A 21944-nucleotide genomic window follows, 5' to 3' on the forward strand; every position below is an offset into this window, starting at 1 on the left:
TCACACAGACACTACTTTTCCCAAGGGAACATACCAAATATAACCTGCCACATCGGTATAGCCCATCTGTCGTAATGTTTTACAATAAAAACCAACCTGCCGGATATACGATTTCTCTTCTTTCTGACCGAATTTATAATCCACAACAATGGCTTTTTTTCCATCAACCATAACCCGGTCCGGACGAGCTTTTCCCGAGTTACAGAAAAGTATATCCCGTTCATTAATAATCTTATATCGACCATCAAACCATGCCGAATGGACTGGGTTATTCAAATAAGACACCACCTGCTCCCGGTAATTCTCCCTTTCCACCAAGGTAAGTAAACCGGAATGATACATATCATTTACCGCCCGATCTACATCATCCACCGTCTCGATACGGCGGAATATCTCATGTAACATCTTCCCCTCGTCAACGGCAGAAATCTCTATTGTCTCCGGGTCCGTGTAATCTTCATATTTATACCGGACACTCACCCGCTCGTTCAATTCATAAATCGGATATTCCGCCAGACTTAATGTATGATCGTCTTCTATTTTTTCCTTACCGTCTATCAACTGTTTCTCCCCGATGATCAAGCTCGAATTCTCGGAATTCCATTCCGGTATCCCGCTTGCCTCCAAAACTTGAAAGAAAAAAGCACCAATATCTGACGGTTTCCCTTCTTTCGTTATCTTGGGTGCGTAAGGCAGAACATACAACTCCCGTTCCGCCCGCGTGAACGCCACGTAAAGCAGATTCAAGTTGTCGACATAAGCCTTCACGTGCTCACTGAGGTAATCCTCCCGGAAATGACTATCTGCCAGTTTAGAGGAATAGTTCAATGGTGCATACTCCAAATCCCTAAACCCCTCCTCTCGATTCTGACACCATATCCGGCGCCCGTGACGGGTATCATCAAGATCCCAGGCACAGAAAGGAATAATAACCGTTTTAAATTCCAACCCTTTGGATTTATGTATCGTAAGAATTCGCACGGCATCCACTTCTTCCGAAGTAGATAACACTTTTTTATCCTTTTCCTTCTCCCACCATTCAAGGAAAATAGGAACACTGTTCGTGTTGTTTTTCTCGTAATCAAAGAGAATATCTTGGAAAGCGATCAAGTAAGGCAATTCTTCCATCCTAGCCCGTAAACCGAAAGCCTCGATAATCGTCTCCGTGATCTCGAACAAGGAACTAAATGTCAGTTTCTCCGGCTCCCGTAAAAACGGCAAGTCGATCGTGTCAAGAAAACTCTCGTCCGTACTACCGGCTTTGAAAAGAACATCTTCCCGTGAAGTATCTTCACCCCTGACAAAAGTTCGGTAATTATAAAGCAACACCGTTCGATTCACCGCATCATACGGTTCCACCATGTAACGTAGCACGTTAACAATTAATTCCACGTAAGGCGACGAGGAAACGTATAGCGAATCATTAGATATAAAAGGTATCGGAAAAGGAATATTCTCCCGCTTGTTATATTCTATCAAGTAATCAGCCACGAAAGCACCTTCCTTACCGTTACGCACAAGAATCACACAGTCTTTCAGCTCTCCACCCCGGTACATCGTATCATTGACAACATCCACGACAGAGTTCATGATCTCCGCATCACTCCCCTCTTCTTGTTTTTCCCCACAGAAACGGATCTCCACGTACCCACTTCCTGAACGGCTCACAAGTTGCTCCGGCCGGGAATAGGCTTCTGTGATCGAACGGGAATAAACACTCTCTTCTCCACATTCATTGTCATACAACTCCTTTAATTGCCGTGCAGCCAGGATAAAGAACCGATTATTGAATTCCACGACCTCCTTGTAACTCCGCCAATTATGCTCTAGAATCACGTTATCTGTACCGAAAGTAGCCAAATCACGCTCTACCCCTTCCGCCAACAAACGCCAGTCCCCGTTACGCCATCGATAGATGCTTTGTTTCACGTCCCCCACGATCATAGCCCTTCCTCCCTCGGAAAGCGTGTTCACAACAAGTGGCAGGAAGTTCCCCCATTGCATGGTCGAGGTGTCTTGAAACTCGTCAATCATGATATGCTTGTAGAAATTCCCTGTTTTCTCGAACAGGAAAGAAGTATCATTCCCGGCAATCAGCATATTAAGTAAACGGGTGGTGTCACTCAGTAACATGAGCCCTTTTTCGTCACAATAATCTCTCACCTCCCCGTACAAGTCATTCAGAATCCCCAATTGGTAAAGATTCTTCGAGAGCAAAACCGCAGACACGTAATCCCGAAAATTCTCGTCATAATACTCGACACTTTCCCGCAAGTTCGTATTCAGTTCCGGGTAGATATGCTCAATCAATGTCCGGATCGACGGATCATGCTTTTTGGTCACCCATTCATCCGGATTATCTATTGCTTTTCGGGCAGAATCGGGAATCTTATCCAGACTCTTATCCCGCAATTTGTAAAAATAATTTATAAAACTTCGTTTCCCTCCTTTAAAATCTTCCGCGTGCAATCCATTCTCCTCGATATTCCGGCAAGCAGACAGACCGAACATCTCCATGCGATCCTCGAAACGGGAGATCACACCTTGCAAGAACATCTTATAACCTTTCAGGAATCCTCGATCGTTAAACTTGTCCCTCACATCCTTGTCGAAGAGCATATAACTCTCTCCAAACAACTCCTTCCCCAGCTCCGCGATCTTACTCTTCACGCTCCACGATTTGGCATCCTCCACGCTATCACTCATCAACTCGGTAATCCACGCCCTTAGCTCCTTATCCTTATTCATGCGTTGCATCACTTGATCCACGGCTCGCTGTAATACGTAGTCACTATCCAACTCGACATTATAACCGGGAAATATCCCCAGTTCACGGGTAAACGCTTTGATTACCCGTTGAAAAAAACGATCAATTGTCGTCACGGATAACCGCCCGTAATCGTGCAGAATCAAAGTACGTAACACTCCGGCCCGTTCCCTTACCTGATCGTCTGTCAATTTCAGCGTCCGTTTAAGTTCCTCCCGGTAATCACTCTTCTGACCTTCCGCCAGCTTGTTCAATTCCCGCACGATACGGGATTTCATTTCTTCCGTGGCCTTATTGGTAAAGGTCACCGCAAGCACATTTTTATACTCAGAAGAAACATTGAAAACGATCTTGAAATATTCCATCGTTAAAGCAAACGTCTTCCCCGCACCGGCTGAGGCCCGATATACACGCAACATAGGCAATTGAAAATTGAAAATTGAAAATTGAAAATTAGAGGGATTAATCCAGAACTAAAAGTCGATTTTCAATTTCTGTAAACAAAATAAAATGGAGAATTGAATTTGAAAAAAGACACTTTTGCCATTTTCAATTTTCAATTCTCCATTTTCAATTATTAAAGTCTTGAAGTTAATATCGCTCTCACATTATCCACGTTCACATCATCGATACCACCTAGAGCAAAATCCCCCCGTTCACGGAAACGCTTTTCAATACGGTCGATCGTGTCGATACCCACGCCATAATCAGACAGGCGGGTCTTCACGCCCAATTCATTGAAAAATTGTTCCGTACGGGCAATCGCTTGATCGGCAGCATCGGGCTGATCTGTGTCAATATTCCACACACGTGCGGCATATTGCAACAATTTTTCACGACGTTTAATTTTCGTGGCATTCATCACTCCCGGTAAAACAATCGCCAGCGTGATCCCATGATCCAACCCGTTGAAAGCGGTCAATTCATGACCGATATGGTGAGTTGACCAGTCTTGCGATACCCCGCAGGCAATCAAACCGTTCAACCCCATCGTGGCTGCCCACATGAAGTTGGCCCGATCTTCATAATTCGGTTTCTCGGCATGAATCAACTTCGGTCCCAACTCAATCAAAGTCTTCAAGATTGATTCAGAGAAACGATCTTGAATCTCAGCTTGTTCCGGGAAAGTATAATATTGTTCCATGACATGCACGAAAGTGTCAACCACCCCGTTAGCCACTTGTTTCATGGGCAATGAATAAGTCACCATCGGGTCCAGTACAGAGAATTTCGGGAACACGTGGCGAGAATTGAACGCCAGTTTTTCCAAAGTGGACTGGCGAGTGATCACACCGCCACTATTCATTTCCGATCCTGTAGCCGGAAGGGTCAGTACAGCTCCCAACGGAAGTGCCGCGTTCACCCGTGCGCCTTTTGCCACGATGTCCCAAGGTTCATTCCCCTCGAAACAAGTTGCGGCAGCAATAAATTTCGTCCCGTCAATCACGGAACCTCCTCCTACAGCTAGAAGAAACCCCACGTTTTCCTGTTTTGCCAATTCCACGGCCCGCATCAAAGTCTCGTATTTCGGGTTCGGCTCGATACCCCCGAACTCTACAATATCAAACCCTTGCAACGCATCCATCACCTGTTCGTAGACACCGTTTTTCTTGATGCTTCCACCACCGTAGGTCATCATAACTTTCATCCCTTTCGGAATCCATTTTGCGATCTCGGCAATTTTTCCTTTCCCGAAAAGAATTTTCACGGGATTGTAATAATCGAAATTTCTCATGCTTTAAAATCGTTTATAACTGTTCCATAATTTTGGTTTCATCCTTGATACGTTTCTCTAAACGCTTTATGTAATCCGTAATATATACGGACAAATTGTCATTGATGTTATTTGCTTGTAATGTTTTCAAAGCCGCCTCCAATAAAGCTTTCGCTGACGAAAAGTTACCATCTTTTTCATAGAACCATGCCAAGTTCACCGCGGCACGAGCCGCTACTCTGGGCTTCAGGTTCAAGGCCGCATTCCATATCCGCTGAGCCTCTTCATCATTCTCGTTCTCAAAATGATAGTAACCGAGATTCAACAGACGGTTATTCGTGTAAATCCTACGTTGTTCGGGTTTCCATGTCGGCGTCAAACGTTCCGCGTACTTCACCCCGTTATTGTAGAAAAAATTACATATTATATCATAATTATTTCCCTCGAACAGCGTCTCGTCCACATCGTCCAATTTATGAGTAGTTGCGGAATCCACCACAACACCATCCGGGTCATATAAACGCACGAAAAGATTGGTATCAAGCATCAACCGACTCGCACCATCCAACCCGAACTTACAATATTCCACCGAGAGAACGTATGTTTGTCCGGATATCTTTTCCAATGCGGCAATACCTGCCGGGGAAATCGGTGCAGGAGTATACCCATCCGGAATATATCCCGTGTTCAATCCCAACCCTTTAACCAGTAAAATAGGTTGTACCCCGTTACGTAACCCGTCACGCACCCCATTATAGAAATGATTGACAACCTCGTCCCGCCGTAACCGCAAACTAGCATACAACTGGTACGCGGAGAGAGAATCCGACTCATGCACCAATTTCCGGTCGATAAACAAAATTTGTGCATTCTTGTTTCCGATATTCAGCTCTCCCGGATGCAACACGTCTATATTCAGCACTTTGTAACTACTACATGAGGCTAATAAGCCCACAGTCAAGAACGCCCCGACTATTTTTAGCCCGGCTTTCATCTTATATTTTACACGCCTTTCCATGAAATTACTTGTTTGTTTTATTTTGAGTTTACAAAAAGTGAGCCACAATCACGGCCTGACTTTTCGGCAACCATTCAAATATGATGTTTTAAAAGTAGAAATATTCCGGGAAATAACCAAACGGTCATCGAGAAAAAAGAACTTCCCGGATAAAGCGTATGAATCGTCAATAAATTATTAGTTTCCTTTAGGACGGTATAAATAAACTAAACGTCGGAATACCGTTGGATATATAGTAGATTATTCATTCCTTTGCCTAACTATTTAGATGGAAAAATGAAAGAATCCACGACTATCAACATCAAGGAACTCGCCCGGCGGGTATCCCCGGATTATACCTCGGAAAGTCTAATCATTTATAACCACGTGACCAATGAAAAAGCATTCATTGGAGAAGAAATCAAGAAACAGGGGATCATCGTGACAGAAACCTGTTCTTTCTCGCTTTGCACCCGGGGAGAAACAGAAATCATGATCAACACCCAAAACTATCGTATTAAAAAGAATCACTTGATTGTCGTGCTACCCAAACAAGTCATCAAACCGATTCATACAACACCGGATTACGAAGCGAGGATTATTTTCATTTCGCCAGACTATTTTAAAGAGAAATGTCAAGAAATGATTCCCTTGCGGTTCAAAATGCAATATCATCCGGTAGTCGGACTCAATGAGGATGAAATTAAACTATTGGAATCATATTATTCATTGCTATCTAGGAAAACAGATAAACTGAATCCTCATTTTTCTGAACTAGCCGTACATAAACTAGCACATGCTTTATTTTACGATCTCTACAATTTCGTTTACCGTCATATGCAAGATAAAAATTTCGAGTTATCACACCCCGATAGCATATTCAACCGTTTCATCACCCTCGTTGAAGAATATCACCTCAAAGAACGTGACATTATTTTCTATGCGAACAAATTATGCCTGACTCCTAAATACCTATCATCAGTCATTCATGTTGCAAGTGGAAAATTTGCCGGGGAATGGATCGACTATTACGTGATCACGCTGGCAAAATCCCTACTTGTTTCAAGTACCAAAACCATACAAGAAATCGGTTATAGTCTGAATTTTTCCTCTCCACCCACCTTCACGAAATTCTTTAAACGTATCATGAAGATGTCTCCGCGGGAATACAAGAACAATCAATTAAACAACACAACACGCAAAATATCATGATTGACCAGATAAATTTATTCACTGGCGATGCGTCTATTCGATACAGTATAATATTAAACATTATTCTATTGGCCGCTATCGTCATTCTCTCCCTCGTTTTCTACTTGATAGCACGAAAACGGAAACACGAAAGACTGGTAAAGGAAAAGCAATTAGACACGCAACAAAAGTTCGCTCGTGAACTTCTTGATTCCGTACCGGCTGGATTTATACTATTAGCCCCGAATGGAAGTATCAAACAAGTAAATCATCAGGCCGCAGCCGAACTAGGAGTACAGAAACAAGACATAAAGAATAAAAACATTCGGGAAGTATTTTCAATTTCCCATGAGAATATCAATATTCTGGACGAACTCTTAGGGCGCCTGCAAAAAGACGAGCAGGAAGTTACGCTCCCACCTGACACGTTCATTTACGGGACCATCAACACGACCTCTTTTCTAGCGAAAGGTTATTTCAAAAATGTTATCGTAGAAAAAGGCTCAAATTGTATCATATTCACGTTTCGCAACGTCGTGACGGAACTTACCCAAGAATACGTGTTAAACATGGCTTTACGTCGCACGAAGATATTCCCCTGGTCATATGACACGAAATGTAATCTGATGACTATTGATCCCCGTTATTTCGAACATCTTGACATTCCGGCCGGGGATTGTACGCTGACAAACGAACAATTTGCCCAACTGGTACATCCCGATGACATAGCCGGAGTACTCGAAGCCCTCACACTCCAAGCCCAAGGGAATTTTATCGAAGATCCTGTGAGCTACCGTCTTCATCGGGGAGACGGAAAATGGGAATGGTTCGAGGCTCAATCTTCTTATCTCGGACAAGGAACACAAATTCCTTTCCGGCTCGTTGGCGTCTGCATGAGTACACAGGAACACAAAAAAATTGAAGAAGAATTAACCAAAGCCCGAGACAAAGCACAACAAAGCGATAAACTTAAAAGTGCATTCCTCGCCAACATGAGTCATGAAATTCGGACACCATTAAATGCCATTGTCGGCTTTTCCAATTTACTGGTTGATGGAGATATGGCCTTCAAGAAAGAGGAAATCAAAGAATTTTTATCACTGATCCACTTGAATTGCGAACAGCTACTGGCACTTATATCCGACATACTCGATCTCTCAAAAATAGAATCCAACACGATGGTTTTCAACATAACAGAACAACCGCTTACGCCTTTATTACAAAATATCCTACGAGCCCAACAAATAAACGTCCCGCAAGAGGTAGAATTACTTCTGGACCTTCCTGCAACCGACACGATCATCACGACCGATCCCCTACGCTTAAAACAAGTCATTAACAACTTGATCAACAATGCTATCAAGTTCACCTCCAAAGGAACAGTCACACTCGGTTACAAGCAGAATAACGATCAGGTTTCCATTTTCGTGAAAGACACAGGTACCGGAATTGACGAAGATAAGATAAACCGTATTTTCGAACGTTTCTACAAGGGTGACAATTTTGTTCAAGGAACAGGACTAGGCTTAGCAATCAGCCATACAATCATAGAGCATCTAAAAGGGACAATCACGGTAACCTCCAAAGTTGGAGAAGGCTCCTGTTTCACAATTCAACATCCGGTAAAAAAAATGGGGTATTGAATTTCAATACCCCTACCGTCTCCATCTACGACAATTATAACCAAACTTTTAGGCGGATATTACATATTCATTCCCCCACAAACGTGGATTGTCTGACCTGTCACGTAAGCAGACAAATCAGAAGCCAAGAATACGCATACCTTTGCAATATCTTCCGGAGTACCGCCTCTCTTCAATGGAATTTTAGCAGCCCACTCCTTACGCACGTCCTCGGACAATTGTGCGGTCATATCGGTAATGATAAATCCCGGAGCAACAGCGTTAGCACGAATATTACGAGAGCCAAGTTCTTTGGCCACGCTCTTCGTGAATCCGATAATCCCGGCTTTCGATGCAGCATAGTTTGCTTGTCCGGCATTACCACTCACTCCTACCACGGAACTCATGCTAATAATGGAACCCGATTTCTGACGTAACATAACGGCAGACACGGCTTTCGTGAAATTAAACACAGATTTCAAATTCACGTTGATCACGGCATCCCATTGTTCTTCACTCATACGCATTAACAAGGTGTCTTTCGTGATACCAGCATTATTTACAAGTATATCTACACGTCCGAATTCTTTAACAATCTCATCCACGGTAGCATTCGTAGCTGCGAAATCAGCAGCATTGGAAGCAAACATTTTAGCTTTCACACCCAAAGCGGCAATTTCTTTTTCGGTTTCCTGAGCTATTTCATCATATCTTAAATCGGTGAAAGCGATGTTCGCTCCTTGACGGGCAAATTCCAATGCCACAGCCTTTCCGATTCCTCTTGATGCCCCCGTGATAATGGCGGTCTTTCCTTCTAATAACTTCATAATTACAGTTTTATTTAAACCTAAATTTAAACCGGAACCACTTGTCAAGTGATCCCGCGGCGGGAAAATCCCACCCGATCAAGCGACAAAGTTAGTGATTTAATTCAAACCAAGAAATTATTTTCACTTCGAAAGCATGCCCCCCTTCCACAAAGCGAATCAATTACAGCCATATAAAGCATTACCACGGGAAATAATTGTTTATTCTCCTAAAAAGCATTACACTTGTAGTTACAAGATACACCTCAGGCATTTTATATTACACGCAACCAATAACAATACAACATGAAAAACAAGAACCGACTAAAAACATTACTTTTCTCCCTACTAGCAATTCTATTTACAGGATGCGATTACTGGTGTCAAGACGAGTATCACGTGATTAACAACACGGATGACACGCTCCAGATCATCGTGAATTACGACACGCTCCGGCTATATGGGAATTGGAGAACCGAAGAAAACATGGACACTCGATTGGACGACACCACTCATGTCGTCTACCCCCACACCAAAATAGTAGTGGAAGAAGGATCTGAACTATGCGGCAAATATTATAAACCAGATGATTACAGGTTTGAAGACAATGACCTTCAATTCTGGGGAAAATGGATTCAACATATCTATGCCAATGCAACTCCCGTGGAATACTCCTACTGGAATCCGGAAAAATGGACATTTAAATCCAAACGAAGATTAAGAAAATATGAACTCATCTTTGACAAACACGAATAAAGGGCATAGAACAAGCTTATTTAATCATGGCAGCCTTATTTTGTAATGACTAAAAAGAAAACGAAACGTTTGGAACATTTATTGATATATTAGATTACTAAAATATAGCAAAATATGGGACAAGAAATTCAACTTAACGAACAAGAATACCCACCAACATACACGGCCGATTTTAATCCAACTTTAAATGATATTATCATTTATCAAACAGAAGATGGAGAAATCAAGCTAGATGTAAAGCTGGACAAAGAAACTGTTTGGTTAACACAGGTACAAATGGGCGAATTGTTCCAAAAAGACAGAACAGTCATTGGACGACATATTAATAATATATATAAAGAGGGTGAATTAAAAAAACATATCACATGTGCAAAATTTGCACATGTGGGTTCTGATGGTGACCAAAAATATGAGACTGCACTTTACAACCTTGATGTTATCATATCCGTTGGTTACCGTGTAAAATCAAAACGCGGTACCCAATTTCGTATCTGGGCAAATAAAATATTAAAGGACTATCTAATCAAAGGATATGCTATCAATCAGAAAATACAGTTAGAACGTTATCAAGAACTGAAAGAAATGGTTCATATTCTTGGTCATACAATCAAAAACCAAGAACAGTTAACATCCGATCAATCTAAAGGATTACTAGCTGTCATAACCGATTATGTTTATGCCCTTGATACGTTGGATAAATATGATTATCAGCAACTGACAATAGAAGAAACAACAAAAAATGACAAGTTTCACGCAACCTATGAAAATGCAATGGAAGCCATTCAACTTTTAAAAGGTAAATTCGGTGAAAGTAACTTATTTGCACATGAAAAAGACCAGTCATTCAAAAGTTCAATTTCAACCATTTATCAAACATTCGATGGCATTGAACTATATCCAAGCGTAGAAGAAAAAGCTGCAATGTTGCTCTATCTTGTAACAAAAAATCATTCCTTCAGCGACGGGAATAAACGGATCGCTGCCATGTTATTCCTTTGGTTCATGGAAAATAATGGAATCTTGTATCGTTCCAATGGAGAAAAAAGGATTGCGGATAATACCCTAGTAGCTCTTACGCTGATGATAGCAGAAAGCCACACGGAAGAAAAAGATAGTATGGTCAAAGTCGTCGTAAATTTAATCAATCAAAATAATTAATATATGGAACAAGAAATTCAACTCAACGAACACAACAAACAAGAATATCCACCGATGCACACAGCGGAACACCTACTAAATTCTCAGATGGTCAAATACTTCCATTGTGAACGTTCTTTCTCCGCCCATATAGAAAAAAAGAAATCCAAATGTGATTACCACTTCAAAACGGCACCTTCTGCCGAAGACATTGCCACCGTGGAGCAAGCGGTAAACGACATTATACAACAAAACATCAACGTGGAAGAAATTTTCTACCCGATCGATCAGGTGCCGGCAGGCATCAACCTTACCCGCCTTCCTGAACCGGGTATAAAGACCGTGCGGGTAATTCGTATCGGGGATTACGATCAATGCGCCTGCATCGGACTTCATGTCACCAACACGGCCGAGATCGGCACGTTCCGCATCATCTCGTTCGATTTCAATGATGGAGTATTGCGTATTCGTTTCAAGCTCGGAAAATGAAATAAGAGTAAATAATAAACTTTTCCCCGAAAATGAACTTTTTTGTAATGTCTGCATTACAAATTGATTATTTATTTCTACTTTTGCGCTAACGATTGCGAGTAACTATATATTTAAAATAAAAATATCATGAATCTCCTTGAACAAATCAAAGAAAATGCGAAGAAGTGCAACAAACGGATTGTACTTCCGGAAGGAACAGAAGAACGTACGTTGAAAGCAGCCGACATCTTGATAGCTGAAGGTATTGCTCAAATCATCTTGATCGGTAATCCGGCTGAAATTAAAGCGTTGGCCGAGAAATTCGAATTGAAAAATATCGGTAAAGCCACAATCATCGATCCCGAAAATCACGAGAAGAAAGAAGCGTATGCAGACCTTTTGGTTGAACTTCGCAAGAGTAAAGGTATGACAAAAGAACAAGCTTTGAAACTCGTTCTTGACCCGCTATACCTTGCCACTTTGATGATCAAGAGCGGGGATGCCGATGGTGAAGTTGCCGGGGCAAAAAATGCTACCGGAGACGTGTTACGTCCCGCGTTACAGATCGTGAAAACCTTACCGGGTATGTCTGTTGTATCAGGAGCATTCTTGTTATTAACCAACAAACCGGAATATGGAGAAAACGGCCTAATCGTATGTGCCGACTGTGCCGTACTGCCTAACCCGACCGCGGAAGAATTGGCCCAGATCGCCGTGGCTACTGCCGGAACAGCCAGAGCTATCGCTAAAATCGAACCGAGAGTTGCCATGTTAAGTTTCTCCACCAAAGGATCAGCTAAAAACGAACTGGTTGACAAAGTAGTGAAAGCAACGGAACTCGCCAAACAAATGGCTCCCGACGTGATGATCGACGGTGAAATGCAAGCCGATGCGGCCCTCGTGGCATCGGTAGGTGCCAGCAAAGCCCCGGGCAGTCCCGTGGCCGGTAAAGCTAACGTGTTGATATTCCCGAGTCTTGAAGTTGGAAACATCAGCTATAAACTCGTGCAACGTATTGCAGGAATTGAAGCAGTGGGTCCCGTCCTCCAAGGAATGGCAGCCCCGATTAACGACCTGTCAAGAGGTTGTTCCGTAAGCGACATCGTGAACCTTGTTGCCATCACGGTAAATCAGGCAGCGGCAAAATAGACTTTTATAGACTCAACAAGTATTACCATTTTCAAATTAAATTATAATGAACGTATTAGTTTTAAACTGCGGTAGCTCCTCTATTAAATATCAATTACTTGACATGGCAGGAGAACCGACGTTACTCGCTAAAGGATTGGTGGAAAAGATCGGTTTACCCGTGGGAAGTTTCACTCACAAACCGGAAGGAAAAGATAAATACGTGGTAGAAGAACCTATCGCGGACCATACAGCCGGGATCGATCTGATCTTGAAAGCTCTGGTTGACCCGAAACATGGGGTAATCAAGGCCTTGACGGACATTAATGCCGTGGGACACCGCGTAGCTCATGGAGGTGAATTCTTTGCTAAGAGCGCCCGTGTTGACGAGGATGCCAAGAAAAAGATCGCCGCTTGCTGCGAGTTAGCTCCACTTCACAATCCCGCAAACTTGAAAGGAATCGAGACCATGGAGAAACTGTTACCGGGTATACCACAAGTAGCAGTATTTGACACGTCATTCCACCAAACTCTTCCGAAAGAAGCATATATCTACGGGCTCCCGTACAAATACTACGAGGATTATCGTATCCGTCGTTACGGATTCCACGGAACCTCTCACAAGTTCGTGGCTGAAAAAGCATGTAAAATACTGGGATGGAATATTGAGGAGAAAAAAATCATCACTTGCCACTTGGGTAATGGTTCATCCATAACCGCCATCAACAAAGGTAAATCCGTTGACACCTCCATGGGTTTCACTCCCAATGCCGGTGTGATCATGGGAACCCGTACGGGAGACCTTGACTTGGGAGCATTATTGTATATCTGCGAGAAAGAAGGTTTAAACGCGGCACAGGCAAACGACCTCGTAAATAAGAAATCAGGATTGCAAGGAGTATCTGAAGTTTCTTCCGATTGTCGTGACTTACAGGCTGCAGCTGAATCCGGAAACGACAAGGCTCGCCTCGCCCTTGATATTCTTGCTTATGACGTGAAGAAATACGTGGGTAGCTATGCTGCCGCCCTAAACGGAGCGGATTTGATCGTCTTCACCGGGGGTATCGGGGAAAATGACAGTGAAGTACGTGAACAAGTATGTACCAACATGGAATACATGGGTATTCACTTTGATGTTGCCGCCAATAAAGGCGTTCGCGGACAAGACAAAGTACTGTCTACCGCCGATTCCAAAGTAATCGTGATGAGCATCACCACGGACGAAGAATTGGTTATCGCGACGGACACCATGAATCTAGTGAAATAAGCTATTATTTTTATATAAAAAAAGAACGATCTGCATCACAGATCGTTCTTTTTTATATACGTTCAGTCATCATGCTTGAAAAGACAACCGATTGATTTTCTTGCCAGTTAGAACTTGGATTTCCCGAATCTTAGACTGTTCCTCTTCCGAACAGAACGTCACCGCTGTACCGAAATGTCCCGCACGCCCGGTGCGCCCGATACGATGTACGTATGTTTCAGCCACATCAGGCAGATCATAATTTATGACAATCTCCAACTCCTGAATATCAATTCCTCGAGCTGCAATGTCAGTGGCCACCATCACCCGGATAGCTCCTGCCTTAAAGTTCGACAGTGCTCGCTGGCGTTGTCCTTGTGATTTATCCCCGTGAATCGCCTCACTCTTGATGCCGGACTTCTTCAACAAGCGTGATATATTATCCGCCCCATGCTTGGTACGTGAAAAAACAAGCACCGACTTTTTCTCTTGTTTCAACAAGGAAACAAGAAGTTTCTTCTTTTCCGGTTTCTCCACGAAATAGACACATTGTTCCACCGTGTCAACGGCAGAAGAAACCGGGGTTACCTCCACCCTCGTCGGGTTTGAAAGAATACTTCTCGACAAATTCACTATATCCTTAGGCATCGTTGCAGAGAAGAACAGCGTCTGCCGCTTTGTCGGCAGCATGGGTAACAAACGTCGTATATCCGCGATAAATCCCATATCCAGCATCCTGTCAGCTTCATCCAGAACAAAATGCGTAATCGATGAAAGATTCACGTATCCCTGCCGGATCAAATCGAGCAAACGTCCCGGTGTGGCAACAAGAATATCTACTCCTGCCTGTAACAGATCCGTCTGCGGTCCTTGTTTCACTCCGCCGAATATAATCGCGTGCCTAATCCCCGTGTACTTCCCGTAATCCGTGATATTCTCTCCGATCTGGATAGCCAATTCACGGGTTGGCGTCAGGATTAAAGCCTTAATAACCCGTCTTTTCACAAGACGTCCTTTATTGCCTCGTGTTTCCGAACTTTTTTCCTCCGAACGATCAGCCAGTAAATGTTGCAGGATCGGTATAGCGAACGTCGCTGTCTTACCGGTTCCGGTCTGGGCAATTCCCAGCATATCGCCACCACTAAGAGCCACAGGTATACCCTTCTCTTGTATCGGGGTGGGCTTTTCATATCCTTTTTCACAGATAGCCTTTAAAATAGGCTCTGCAATTTCTAATTCTCTAAATGTCATAATAAATAATTGTTACGTTTAAAATTGCCTCCAGCCATTTTCGATTCGTACATATAAACCTACTCGGGCAAAGAAACTGTCTGAACAAAGAAAGCTTACAAAGGTCAATTCAACGATGGAAAGAGCCGAACGGAATATGTCCGGGAAATACAAAGAAGATAAAGATCAAAATGAACTCACAATGTTTCACGGTACAAAGATAGTTAATATAATTCAGTTTACACCATATTTCTTGGAATAATTGCAAAACCCTTATCTCAATAGCTTATTTCTCAGAAAAAAGAACGTTTACTTCCTTTCATCTGTCGAATTCGTTATATTTGCCAATCAATCACTAAAAACGTAAAAGATGGGTGTGTTTCGTAAATTTCCCCGCACCTTTTGGGTGGCTAATACTATTGAATTATTTGAACGCTGGGCATGGTATGGTTTCTTCATGCTTTTTGCCAATTACCTCACGGGATCATCCGACATGGGTGGTCTGGAATTCACGCAAAGTCAAAAAGGAATCTTGATGGGTGTGGGAACGGGAATACTCTACTTCCTGCCCGTCTTGACTGGGGCCATAGCTGATCGCTACGGTTATAAAAAAGTACTGGCCCTCGCTTTCGTGATCTACACGTCCGCCTTCGTCCTCCTACCCATGTTCTCCACGTTCACGGGAGCATTCCTCATGTACCTTTACTTGGCTCTGGGTGCCGCCCTGTTCAAACCGATCATCTCGGCCACAATTGCCAAGACCACAACGGATGAAACAGCCTCCATCGGGTTCGGCATCTACTACATGATGGTTAACATAGGCGCTTTCTTCGGACCGATGGTCACCCTTTTGTTCAAAGGATCGTCCAACCTCGTGTTCTATGTATCGGCAGGTATTATCGCACTGAACTTCGTGCTACTTCTTTTCTACAAGGAACCCCACCGGGGAGTCGTGCAACAGACTTCTCTCACTCGCACCTTCGGGGATATATTCCGGAATATGTTCAGTATCGTGAAAGACTTGAAATTCGTGGTATTCCTGCTCATCGTGGCCGGATTCTGGACCATGTACAACCAACTCTTCTTCACCCTACCCGTCTTTATCTCGCAATGGATAGACACGAGCGTGTTGTACCATTTTTTTGAAAAGTATATCCCTTTCATCAGCACCAACTACAGTCCGGCTCCGGGAGTTATGGATGCTGAATTCGTGACGAATTTCGACGCCCTCTACATTATTATTTTCCAGATTATCGTGTCAAGTGTCGTGATGCGCATGAAACCCCTTAAATCCATGATTTCGGGATTCCTTATCTGCTCCATCGGAATGGCCCTCACCCTATTCTCACAAAACGTGGTGTTCACGCTTGTGGCGATACTGATCTTCTCGCTGGGAGAAATGGCCGGATCTCCGAAAATCACGGAATATATCGGCCGGATTGCCCCACACGACAAAAAGGCTCTCTACATGGGGTACTCCTTTATCCCCGTCTTCATTGGTAACGTTTTTGCCGGAATTATCTCCGGTGTAGTTTATCAAAATATGGCGGATAAAGTGATGATCACTCGTCAGTTTGTTGCCGAAAAAGGCCTCCATTTACCGGACGGTTTGTCAAATAACGCCTATTTCGAGCATGTAGCCCAACAAGTCAACCTCACCCCTCACGAGTTAACCAACCTACTATGGAACGAGTATTCCCCCTCCAACATATGGATGGTAATACTGGCTATCGGACTAGGCACTACCTTGTTGCTTTACATTTACGACCGGGTGATAAATAAAACTAAAAGATAAAAACTAAAGGATAAAAGTTTAAAATCTAAAATCTTAACATCCTCATTCTGCAGCGGACAATCAATAAAGCATTATATTTGTACTCGTAACACTAAAATAAAAGCAAAACATGAAAAAGAGTTATATTGTAATAGGAGTAATTATCGTCATCGTGATTGGAATCTTCATGTGGTTCAAAGGAAGTTACAATCAGATGGTAACCCGGAGTGAGAACGTATCCTCCCAATGGTCGAACGTGGAAAATCAATACCAACGTCGTCTGGACCTAATCCCGAACCTCGTGAACACGGTGAAAGGCTACGCGGAGCATGAACAGAACACGTTGACCCAAGTTGTGGAGGCCCGTGCAAAAGCCACGCAAATGCGGGTAAACTTTGATCAACTGGACGAGCAAACCATCCAGAAATTCAATAATATGCAAGGCGAACTTTCCTCTGCCCTCTCCCGTTTGATGGCGATCTCCGAGCAATACCCGGACTTGAAAGCCAATGAGAACTTCCGTGACTTGCAAGCCCAACTGGAAGGAACAGAAAACCGAATTGCCGTTGAAAGACGCAAATTCAACGAGGAAGTGAAAGGTTATAACGCCTACATTCGTTCATTCCCCAAAAACATCATCGCCGGGATGTTCGGTTTCCTCCCGAAACCTTACTTTGAGGCTGCCGCCGGTGCAGAAAAAGCTCCGGAAGTTAAATTTTAAACAACTACCCCCACCGGCTCCCCCTGTGTAAGGTGGAGAGACGGACTCAAGGAACGCTATAATGCTACAATATAGCGCATCCTCCCCCTGTGTAAGGGGGAGTTAGAGGGGGTAGTTGAAAAGATAAAAACTAAAAGTTAAAAGATAAAAATAGAAAATCAAAAAGCGTTGGCCTCGTGCGGCTGGAATCTAAAATTTAAAATCTAAAATTCATCAGCTTATGTCTCCCGAAAAAGCTTTTACCCAACAACAAAAAGACGCCATGGTAGCCGCTATCAAGCAAGCGGAAAAAGACACGTCCGGGGAAATCCGGGTACATATCGAAAACCGTAGTAAAATAGACGTACTTGACCGGGCTGCCGACGTTTTTGCCCACTTAAACATGCACAAAACGGCACAAAGAAACGGGGTACTGATCTACGTGGCCCTGCTTGACCATAAATCCGCAATCTTGGGAGATGCCGGGATTAACGCCAAAGTACCTGCGGACTTTTGGGATTCAATCATGAAAAACATGGTTGCAAAATTCAAGGAAGGCAAGATCACGGAAGGTATCTGCGAGGCTGTCATCTCTGCCGGGGAACAACTGAAAGCGTACTTCCCCTACCAGGCTGACGACGTGAACGAACTTCCCGACGAAATTTCCTTTCAGTAAAGGAATACCACAGGTTTGTACGAACAACCTGTTTTCTAATTTGTAACTTATAGCAAAATGATAAAAAGACTCTTCATATTATTCGCCGTCATTGCGGGAACCCTGCTCTCCGTTCATGCTCAGGATATTCCGGAACCCATGACCCCGAAACGCATCGTGAACGACTTCACGGAATTATTCAGCACCCAAGAACGGGCAGCGCTGGAAAAGAAACTAGTAAACTTCAACAATAACTCCTCCACCCAAATCGCCGTGGTCACCGTACCTTCACTCAACGGGTACGACATCAACGACTACGCTGCCCGTCTCGGGGAAAAATGGGGTATCGGACAAAAGGGAAAAGACAACGGTATCGTCATTCTGATTAAACCCAAATCCGGAAGAGAAAAAGGAGAAGTGGCCATTTCCGTCGGTTACGGGTTGGAAGGTGTCGTTCCGGACGTGACGGCCTCCCGCATCATCCGTAATGAAATCATTCCCGCTTTTCAGGCAGACAACTACTACAAAGGTATTGACAAAGCCACAGACGTGCTGATCGACTTGTCAAAAGGCGAATACACCGCGGACGAGTACAAAAAAAAGAATGAAGGCAGTCCCTTCGACATCGTGATCGGGTTCATTGTTTTCGTGATCATCCTGTCACTCATATTCCGGAAACGGGGCGGCGGTGGTTACTCACCCGGTCACACCTCCGGTCGCGGCGGATTCTTCATCTTCCCCATGGGTGGCGGCAGTAGCGGTGGATTCGGAGGATTCAGCAGTGGTGGCGGGTCATTTGGTGGATTCGGCGGTGGTTCATTCGGTGGCGGTGGTTCCAGTGGTAGCTGGTAACGATCACCGGATCAACTGATCCACTCGATAAAACGATCAGCGTACTTGATATACAGTAACACCCACACCAGAAAGCGGGCAAAACGCCCCACGAGCATATAGAAAGCGGACATCTTCGGACGGACACGATAAAATCCGAGGGCAATGGCAAACAGATCTCCCACGATCGGCAACCACGTGAAAAGAGCAAGCCAAACACCGTAACGATCCACGTGTCCTTTCTGTTGCTCCAGCTTTTCCCGTTTCACCTTGAACCAGCGTTCAATCCAGTCCCAGCGTCCCAGCCACCCGATCCAGTACGAGGTCAATCCTCCCAGCCAGTTACCTACCGTGGCTATCGCCAAGCATCCCCACACGTTTCCTCCTAACGCCAACACGCCTACCAACAACACGTCGGCACTCATCGGGATCACCGTCGACGCCAGAAAAGAACCGATAAACAACCCCCAATATCCTAAACTTACCAGTGTATCCATAACTTAATTTATATCATCATTCGGTTTCTTCGGGTCACGCAGAAATTCCAAGTTCCATACCCTCTCTGCTTTACGCCCCAACAACCAGAAAGATACAGCCAGTATAAAAAAGAACAACCCGGCATGCATGACATCCCACAGCAGGGAGAAATACAACGTGTAAATACCCAACAGAAAAAAAGTGATCCCGAACCCACGGGCAACGGCATCATCCCGTTTCAAACCTACAAATATAGCCACTACCGAACCGAAAAGGATCAGCAAATTCCAAGCCCACAACTCCACCTGTTTCGTGGAATACCAGCGAATCCAGCTTTCCGAATTCCCGAATATGGAAAGAAACCACAACGAGATAAACAGGTAAAGCATTCCCACCACGTATGTAGAGTAATCAAAAGTCGTGAACCACTTCTTTCCGGCCAGCAAAAAACGACACGCTACCAGCAATCCCCCGAAAGCCACGTAACGCTGCGGGTAATTCAGGCCTAGAAAATGATTGCCCCAGTCACTCAGATACCCTGTCTCGGCCCCGTACCACGCTCCCAGCGACAACAAGGCAAACACCCACACCTGCACCGACGAAAAGTAAAAGCCCAGCACGGCATAAATCACCGCCGCCAGCAGGAAAAGCAATGAAAAATGCCCGCTCCCGTTATCCATAGCCGCCCCCAAGTAACCGACCGAGACGGCCGTCAGCAACACGCCCAAAAAAAGAATCGTCTCGTTACTGAAAACCTTGTAAGGCATCCGTTTCCGTCGTCGCCAACCCCAGTAATACACCAAGGCTGCTCCCACGGCAAACACGCCGCTGGCCAAAGAATAAGAAGAAAGAAACAATCTTTCAAGCAAATCCATGATCAAATGATCCGCCAACACCGACACCACGGCGATCACCCCGCACACGATGGCAATCCAAAACGAGTACTTCGCCAACTCCTTCCACTCGAAAGAACGCACCGTATAACTTCCCTTCAACCGATCCGCCGTACTCACGTCAATCGTGCCGTCCGCCTCCCATCGCTCGATCACCCGTTTCAACAAATCCCCTTGCGACTTATTTAACTTCATGCCTGCTTTCTTTTATAATTCGACGTAAAGATAGAAAATAAATGTAACCACACGAATAATTAATTATTTTACCTTCGCGGTGTAAATTGAAAAGCTATGCAAGAAGATACTTTTTATCAAATACGCCGCAAACTGCATCAACACCCCGAACTCTCGGGCCACGAAGCACGGACGGCCCGTTTCGTCGAGGATAAATTACAGGTATTCCACCCGACCAAAGTCATTCGCCACGTGGGCGGCCACGGGCTGCTCGTTGAATACTTCTTTTCAGAAAACGGCCCCACTGTCCTGTTCCGGGCAGATATGGATGCCGTCGCTGTACAGGAACCGGACGATATACCCCACCATTCACAAACCCCGGGAGTGGCGCACAAGTGCGGTCACGATGGCCACACGACCATACTGCTCCGGTTTGCTCAAATGTTGTCGGAACACCCGTTAACAAAAGGACGCATACTGCTCCTTTTCCAACCGGCAGAAGAGAACGGTACAGGCTCAAAAGCCGTGCTGGACACGAAAGTGTTGGACTATTACCAGATCGACAAGGCATTTTCCCTACACAACATACCGGGCTACCCGTTGCACGCCATTCTCTGCAAGGAAGGCAGTTTCACGTGTGCCGTGGTGAGCGTTTCCATCACGCTCACGGGAAAAACCTCACACGCTGCCGAACCACAGAAGGGAATCAGCCCTATTCCCGCCATGCTCACGATTGTTGATGAGTTATCACGCTGGAATAACACCGATATGCAATCCGACAACTACTTTCTCTCTACCATAGTAGAAATACACGTCGGGGAAGAAGCATACGGCGTGTCGGCAGGAAATGGTGTGATCCGGGCCACGCTTCGAGCCAAAACCGACAAACTGCTACACCAACACGCCGAGCAACTAAAAAATCTGGTAGCCACCGAGTGCGAACGTACTCCCGGCTTGCAACACGAGATGGAATGGTTGGAACCGTTTTCTGCCAATGAAAACGACCCGCAGTCCGTAAGCCTGGTAAAAAGTGCGGCTATTCGCAATAATTTACCATACTTAGAATTACAGACACCATTCAGCTGGGGCGAAGACTTCGGCTTATTCACACAGCAATATAAAGGAGCCATGTTCGGTCTGGGTTCCGGGGAAAACTGCGCCCCGCTCCACTCCCCGCAGTATGACTTCCCAGACGAAGTGATTGAAACAGGAGCAACCCTGTTTTACACGATCGCCGAAGAAAATCAGGGACTATGATGTAGGCGTGTCTCTCTATACTTGTGCCGTAGTCTCGTTAGTAGGTTAACGATAGGTTAACGATAGGTCAACGATAGGTTAACTACACGAACCGTATTTTTTTAATTGATCTCTTCCT

At 44.4% G+C, this 21944-nt stretch carries 19 protein-coding genes; 12 read left to right on the forward strand and 7 right to left on the reverse strand.

Annotated elements, in window-relative coordinates:
* The 3 genes from I2I33_RS09890 to I2I33_RS09900 form a co-directional block, all read right to left on the reverse strand.
* Positions 1-3186, reverse strand: coding sequence for a UvrD-helicase domain-containing protein (locus tag I2I33_RS09890; RefSeq protein ID WP_087420146.1), 3186 nt, complete (start codon positions 3184-3186; stop codon positions 1-3).
* Between the two features lie 158 nt (positions 3187-3344).
* Entirely contained in the window at positions 3345-4502 is a 1158-nt protein-coding gene (locus I2I33_RS09895; RefSeq protein WP_087420145.1) for an iron-containing alcohol dehydrogenase, read from the reverse strand.
* 13 nt (positions 4503-4515) lie between these two features.
* Positions 4516-5499 carry a DUF6340 family protein gene (locus I2I33_RS09900; RefSeq protein ID WP_087420144.1) on the reverse strand — a complete coding sequence of 328 codons (984 nt, stop codon included), beginning with the start codon at positions 5497-5499 and terminating at the stop codon, positions 4516-4518.
* 276 nt (positions 5500-5775) lie between these two features.
* Here I2I33_RS09900 and I2I33_RS09905 point away from each other — a divergent pair, with 276 nt between their 5' ends.
* Entirely contained in the window at positions 5776-6690 is a 915-nt protein-coding gene (locus tag I2I33_RS09905; protein WP_087420143.1) for a helix-turn-helix domain-containing protein, read from the forward strand.
* Complete coding sequence (locus I2I33_RS09910; RefSeq protein WP_087420142.1) at positions 6687-8312, forward strand: ATP-binding protein; 1626 nt, start codon at positions 6687-6689, stop codon at positions 8310-8312. The genes I2I33_RS09905 and I2I33_RS09910 overlap by 4 nt, the downstream gene beginning before the upstream one ends.
* A 59-nt stretch (positions 8313-8371) precedes the next feature.
* Here I2I33_RS09910 and fabG read toward each other — a convergent pair whose 3' ends face one another.
* Positions 8372-9118: a 3-oxoacyl-[acyl-carrier-protein] reductase gene (fabG, locus tag I2I33_RS09915; RefSeq protein ID WP_087420141.1), complete on the reverse strand. Its 747-nt coding sequence runs from the start codon at positions 9116-9118 to the stop codon at positions 8372-8374.
* 285 nt (positions 9119-9403) lie between these two features.
* Between fabG and I2I33_RS09920 the strand changes: the two genes are divergently transcribed.
* The 5 genes from I2I33_RS09920 (at position 9404) to I2I33_RS09940 (ending at position 13856) form a co-directional block, all read left to right on the forward strand.
* Positions 9404-9853, forward strand: a complete 450-nt coding sequence (locus I2I33_RS09920) for a hypothetical protein (protein ID WP_087420140.1) — start codon at positions 9404-9406, stop codon at positions 9851-9853.
* Positions 9854-9967: 114 nt separating this feature from the next.
* A complete protein-coding gene (gene rhuM, locus I2I33_RS09925; RefSeq protein WP_087420139.1) occupies positions 9968-11011 on the forward strand; it encodes a virulence protein RhuM/Fic/DOC family protein in 1044 nt (347 codons plus the stop codon).
* A gap of 3 nt (positions 11012-11014) precedes the next feature.
* Positions 11015-11479, forward strand: coding sequence for a hypothetical protein (locus I2I33_RS09930; RefSeq protein ID WP_087420138.1), 465 nt, complete (start codon positions 11015-11017; stop codon positions 11477-11479).
* A gap of 129 nt (positions 11480-11608) precedes the next feature.
* Positions 11609-12610 carry a phosphate acetyltransferase gene (gene pta, locus I2I33_RS09935; protein WP_087420137.1) on the forward strand — a complete coding sequence of 334 codons (1002 nt, stop codon included), beginning with the start codon at positions 11609-11611 and terminating at the stop codon, positions 12608-12610.
* Between the two features lie 46 nt (positions 12611-12656).
* A complete protein-coding gene (locus I2I33_RS09940) occupies positions 12657-13856 on the forward strand; it encodes an acetate/propionate family kinase (RefSeq protein WP_087420136.1) in 1200 nt (399 codons plus the stop codon).
* 69 nt (positions 13857-13925) lie between these two features.
* On the opposite strand, the gene I2I33_RS09945 is transcribed toward I2I33_RS09940, so the two are convergent.
* Positions 13926-15086 carry a DEAD/DEAH box helicase gene (locus I2I33_RS09945; RefSeq protein ID WP_087420135.1) on the reverse strand — a complete coding sequence of 387 codons (1161 nt, stop codon included), beginning with the start codon at positions 15084-15086 and terminating at the stop codon, positions 13926-13928.
* A 349-nt stretch (positions 15087-15435) separates the two neighbouring features.
* Between I2I33_RS09945 and I2I33_RS09950 the strand changes: the two genes are divergently transcribed.
* The 4 genes from I2I33_RS09950 (at position 15436) to I2I33_RS09965 (ending at position 19046) form a co-directional block, all read left to right on the forward strand.
* Positions 15436-16860, forward strand: coding sequence for an MFS transporter (locus tag I2I33_RS09950; RefSeq protein WP_087420134.1), 1425 nt, complete (start codon positions 15436-15438; stop codon positions 16858-16860).
* A 109-nt stretch (positions 16861-16969) separates the two neighbouring features.
* Positions 16970-17560, forward strand: coding sequence for a LemA family protein (locus I2I33_RS09955; protein ID WP_087420133.1), 591 nt, complete (start codon positions 16970-16972; stop codon positions 17558-17560).
* Between the two features lie 220 nt (positions 17561-17780).
* Positions 17781-18215 (forward strand): TPM domain-containing protein, encoded by a 435-nt coding sequence (locus I2I33_RS09960; RefSeq protein WP_087420132.1) that lies wholly within the window; start codon positions 17781-17783, stop codon positions 18213-18215.
* 57 nt (positions 18216-18272) lie between these two features.
* On the forward strand, positions 18273-19046 hold the full coding sequence (locus I2I33_RS09965) for a TPM domain-containing protein (RefSeq protein ID WP_087420131.1): 774 nt from the start codon (positions 18273-18275) through the stop codon (positions 19044-19046).
* Positions 19047-19057: 11 nt separating this feature from the next.
* On the opposite strand, the gene I2I33_RS09970 is transcribed toward I2I33_RS09965, so the two are convergent.
* Positions 19058-19522, reverse strand: coding sequence for a YqaA family protein (locus tag I2I33_RS09970; RefSeq protein WP_087420130.1), 465 nt, complete (start codon positions 19520-19522; stop codon positions 19058-19060).
* A gap of 3 nt (positions 19523-19525) precedes the next feature.
* Complete coding sequence (locus tag I2I33_RS09975; RefSeq protein WP_087420129.1) at positions 19526-20590, reverse strand: DUF2157 domain-containing protein; 1065 nt, start codon at positions 20588-20590, stop codon at positions 19526-19528.
* Positions 20591-20686: 96 nt separating this feature from the next.
* Here I2I33_RS09975 and I2I33_RS09980 point away from each other — a divergent pair, with 96 nt between their 5' ends.
* Positions 20687-21826, forward strand: a complete 1140-nt coding sequence (locus I2I33_RS09980) for a M20 family metallopeptidase (protein WP_087420128.1) — start codon at positions 20687-20689, stop codon at positions 21824-21826.
* Positions 21827-21944 lie beyond the last annotated feature (118 nt).

Source organism: Butyricimonas sp. BSD2780061689_150309_C8, assembly GCF_015560935.1.
Classification (GTDB): Bacteria; Bacteroidota; Bacteroidia; order Bacteroidales; family Marinifilaceae; genus Butyricimonas; species Butyricimonas paravirosa.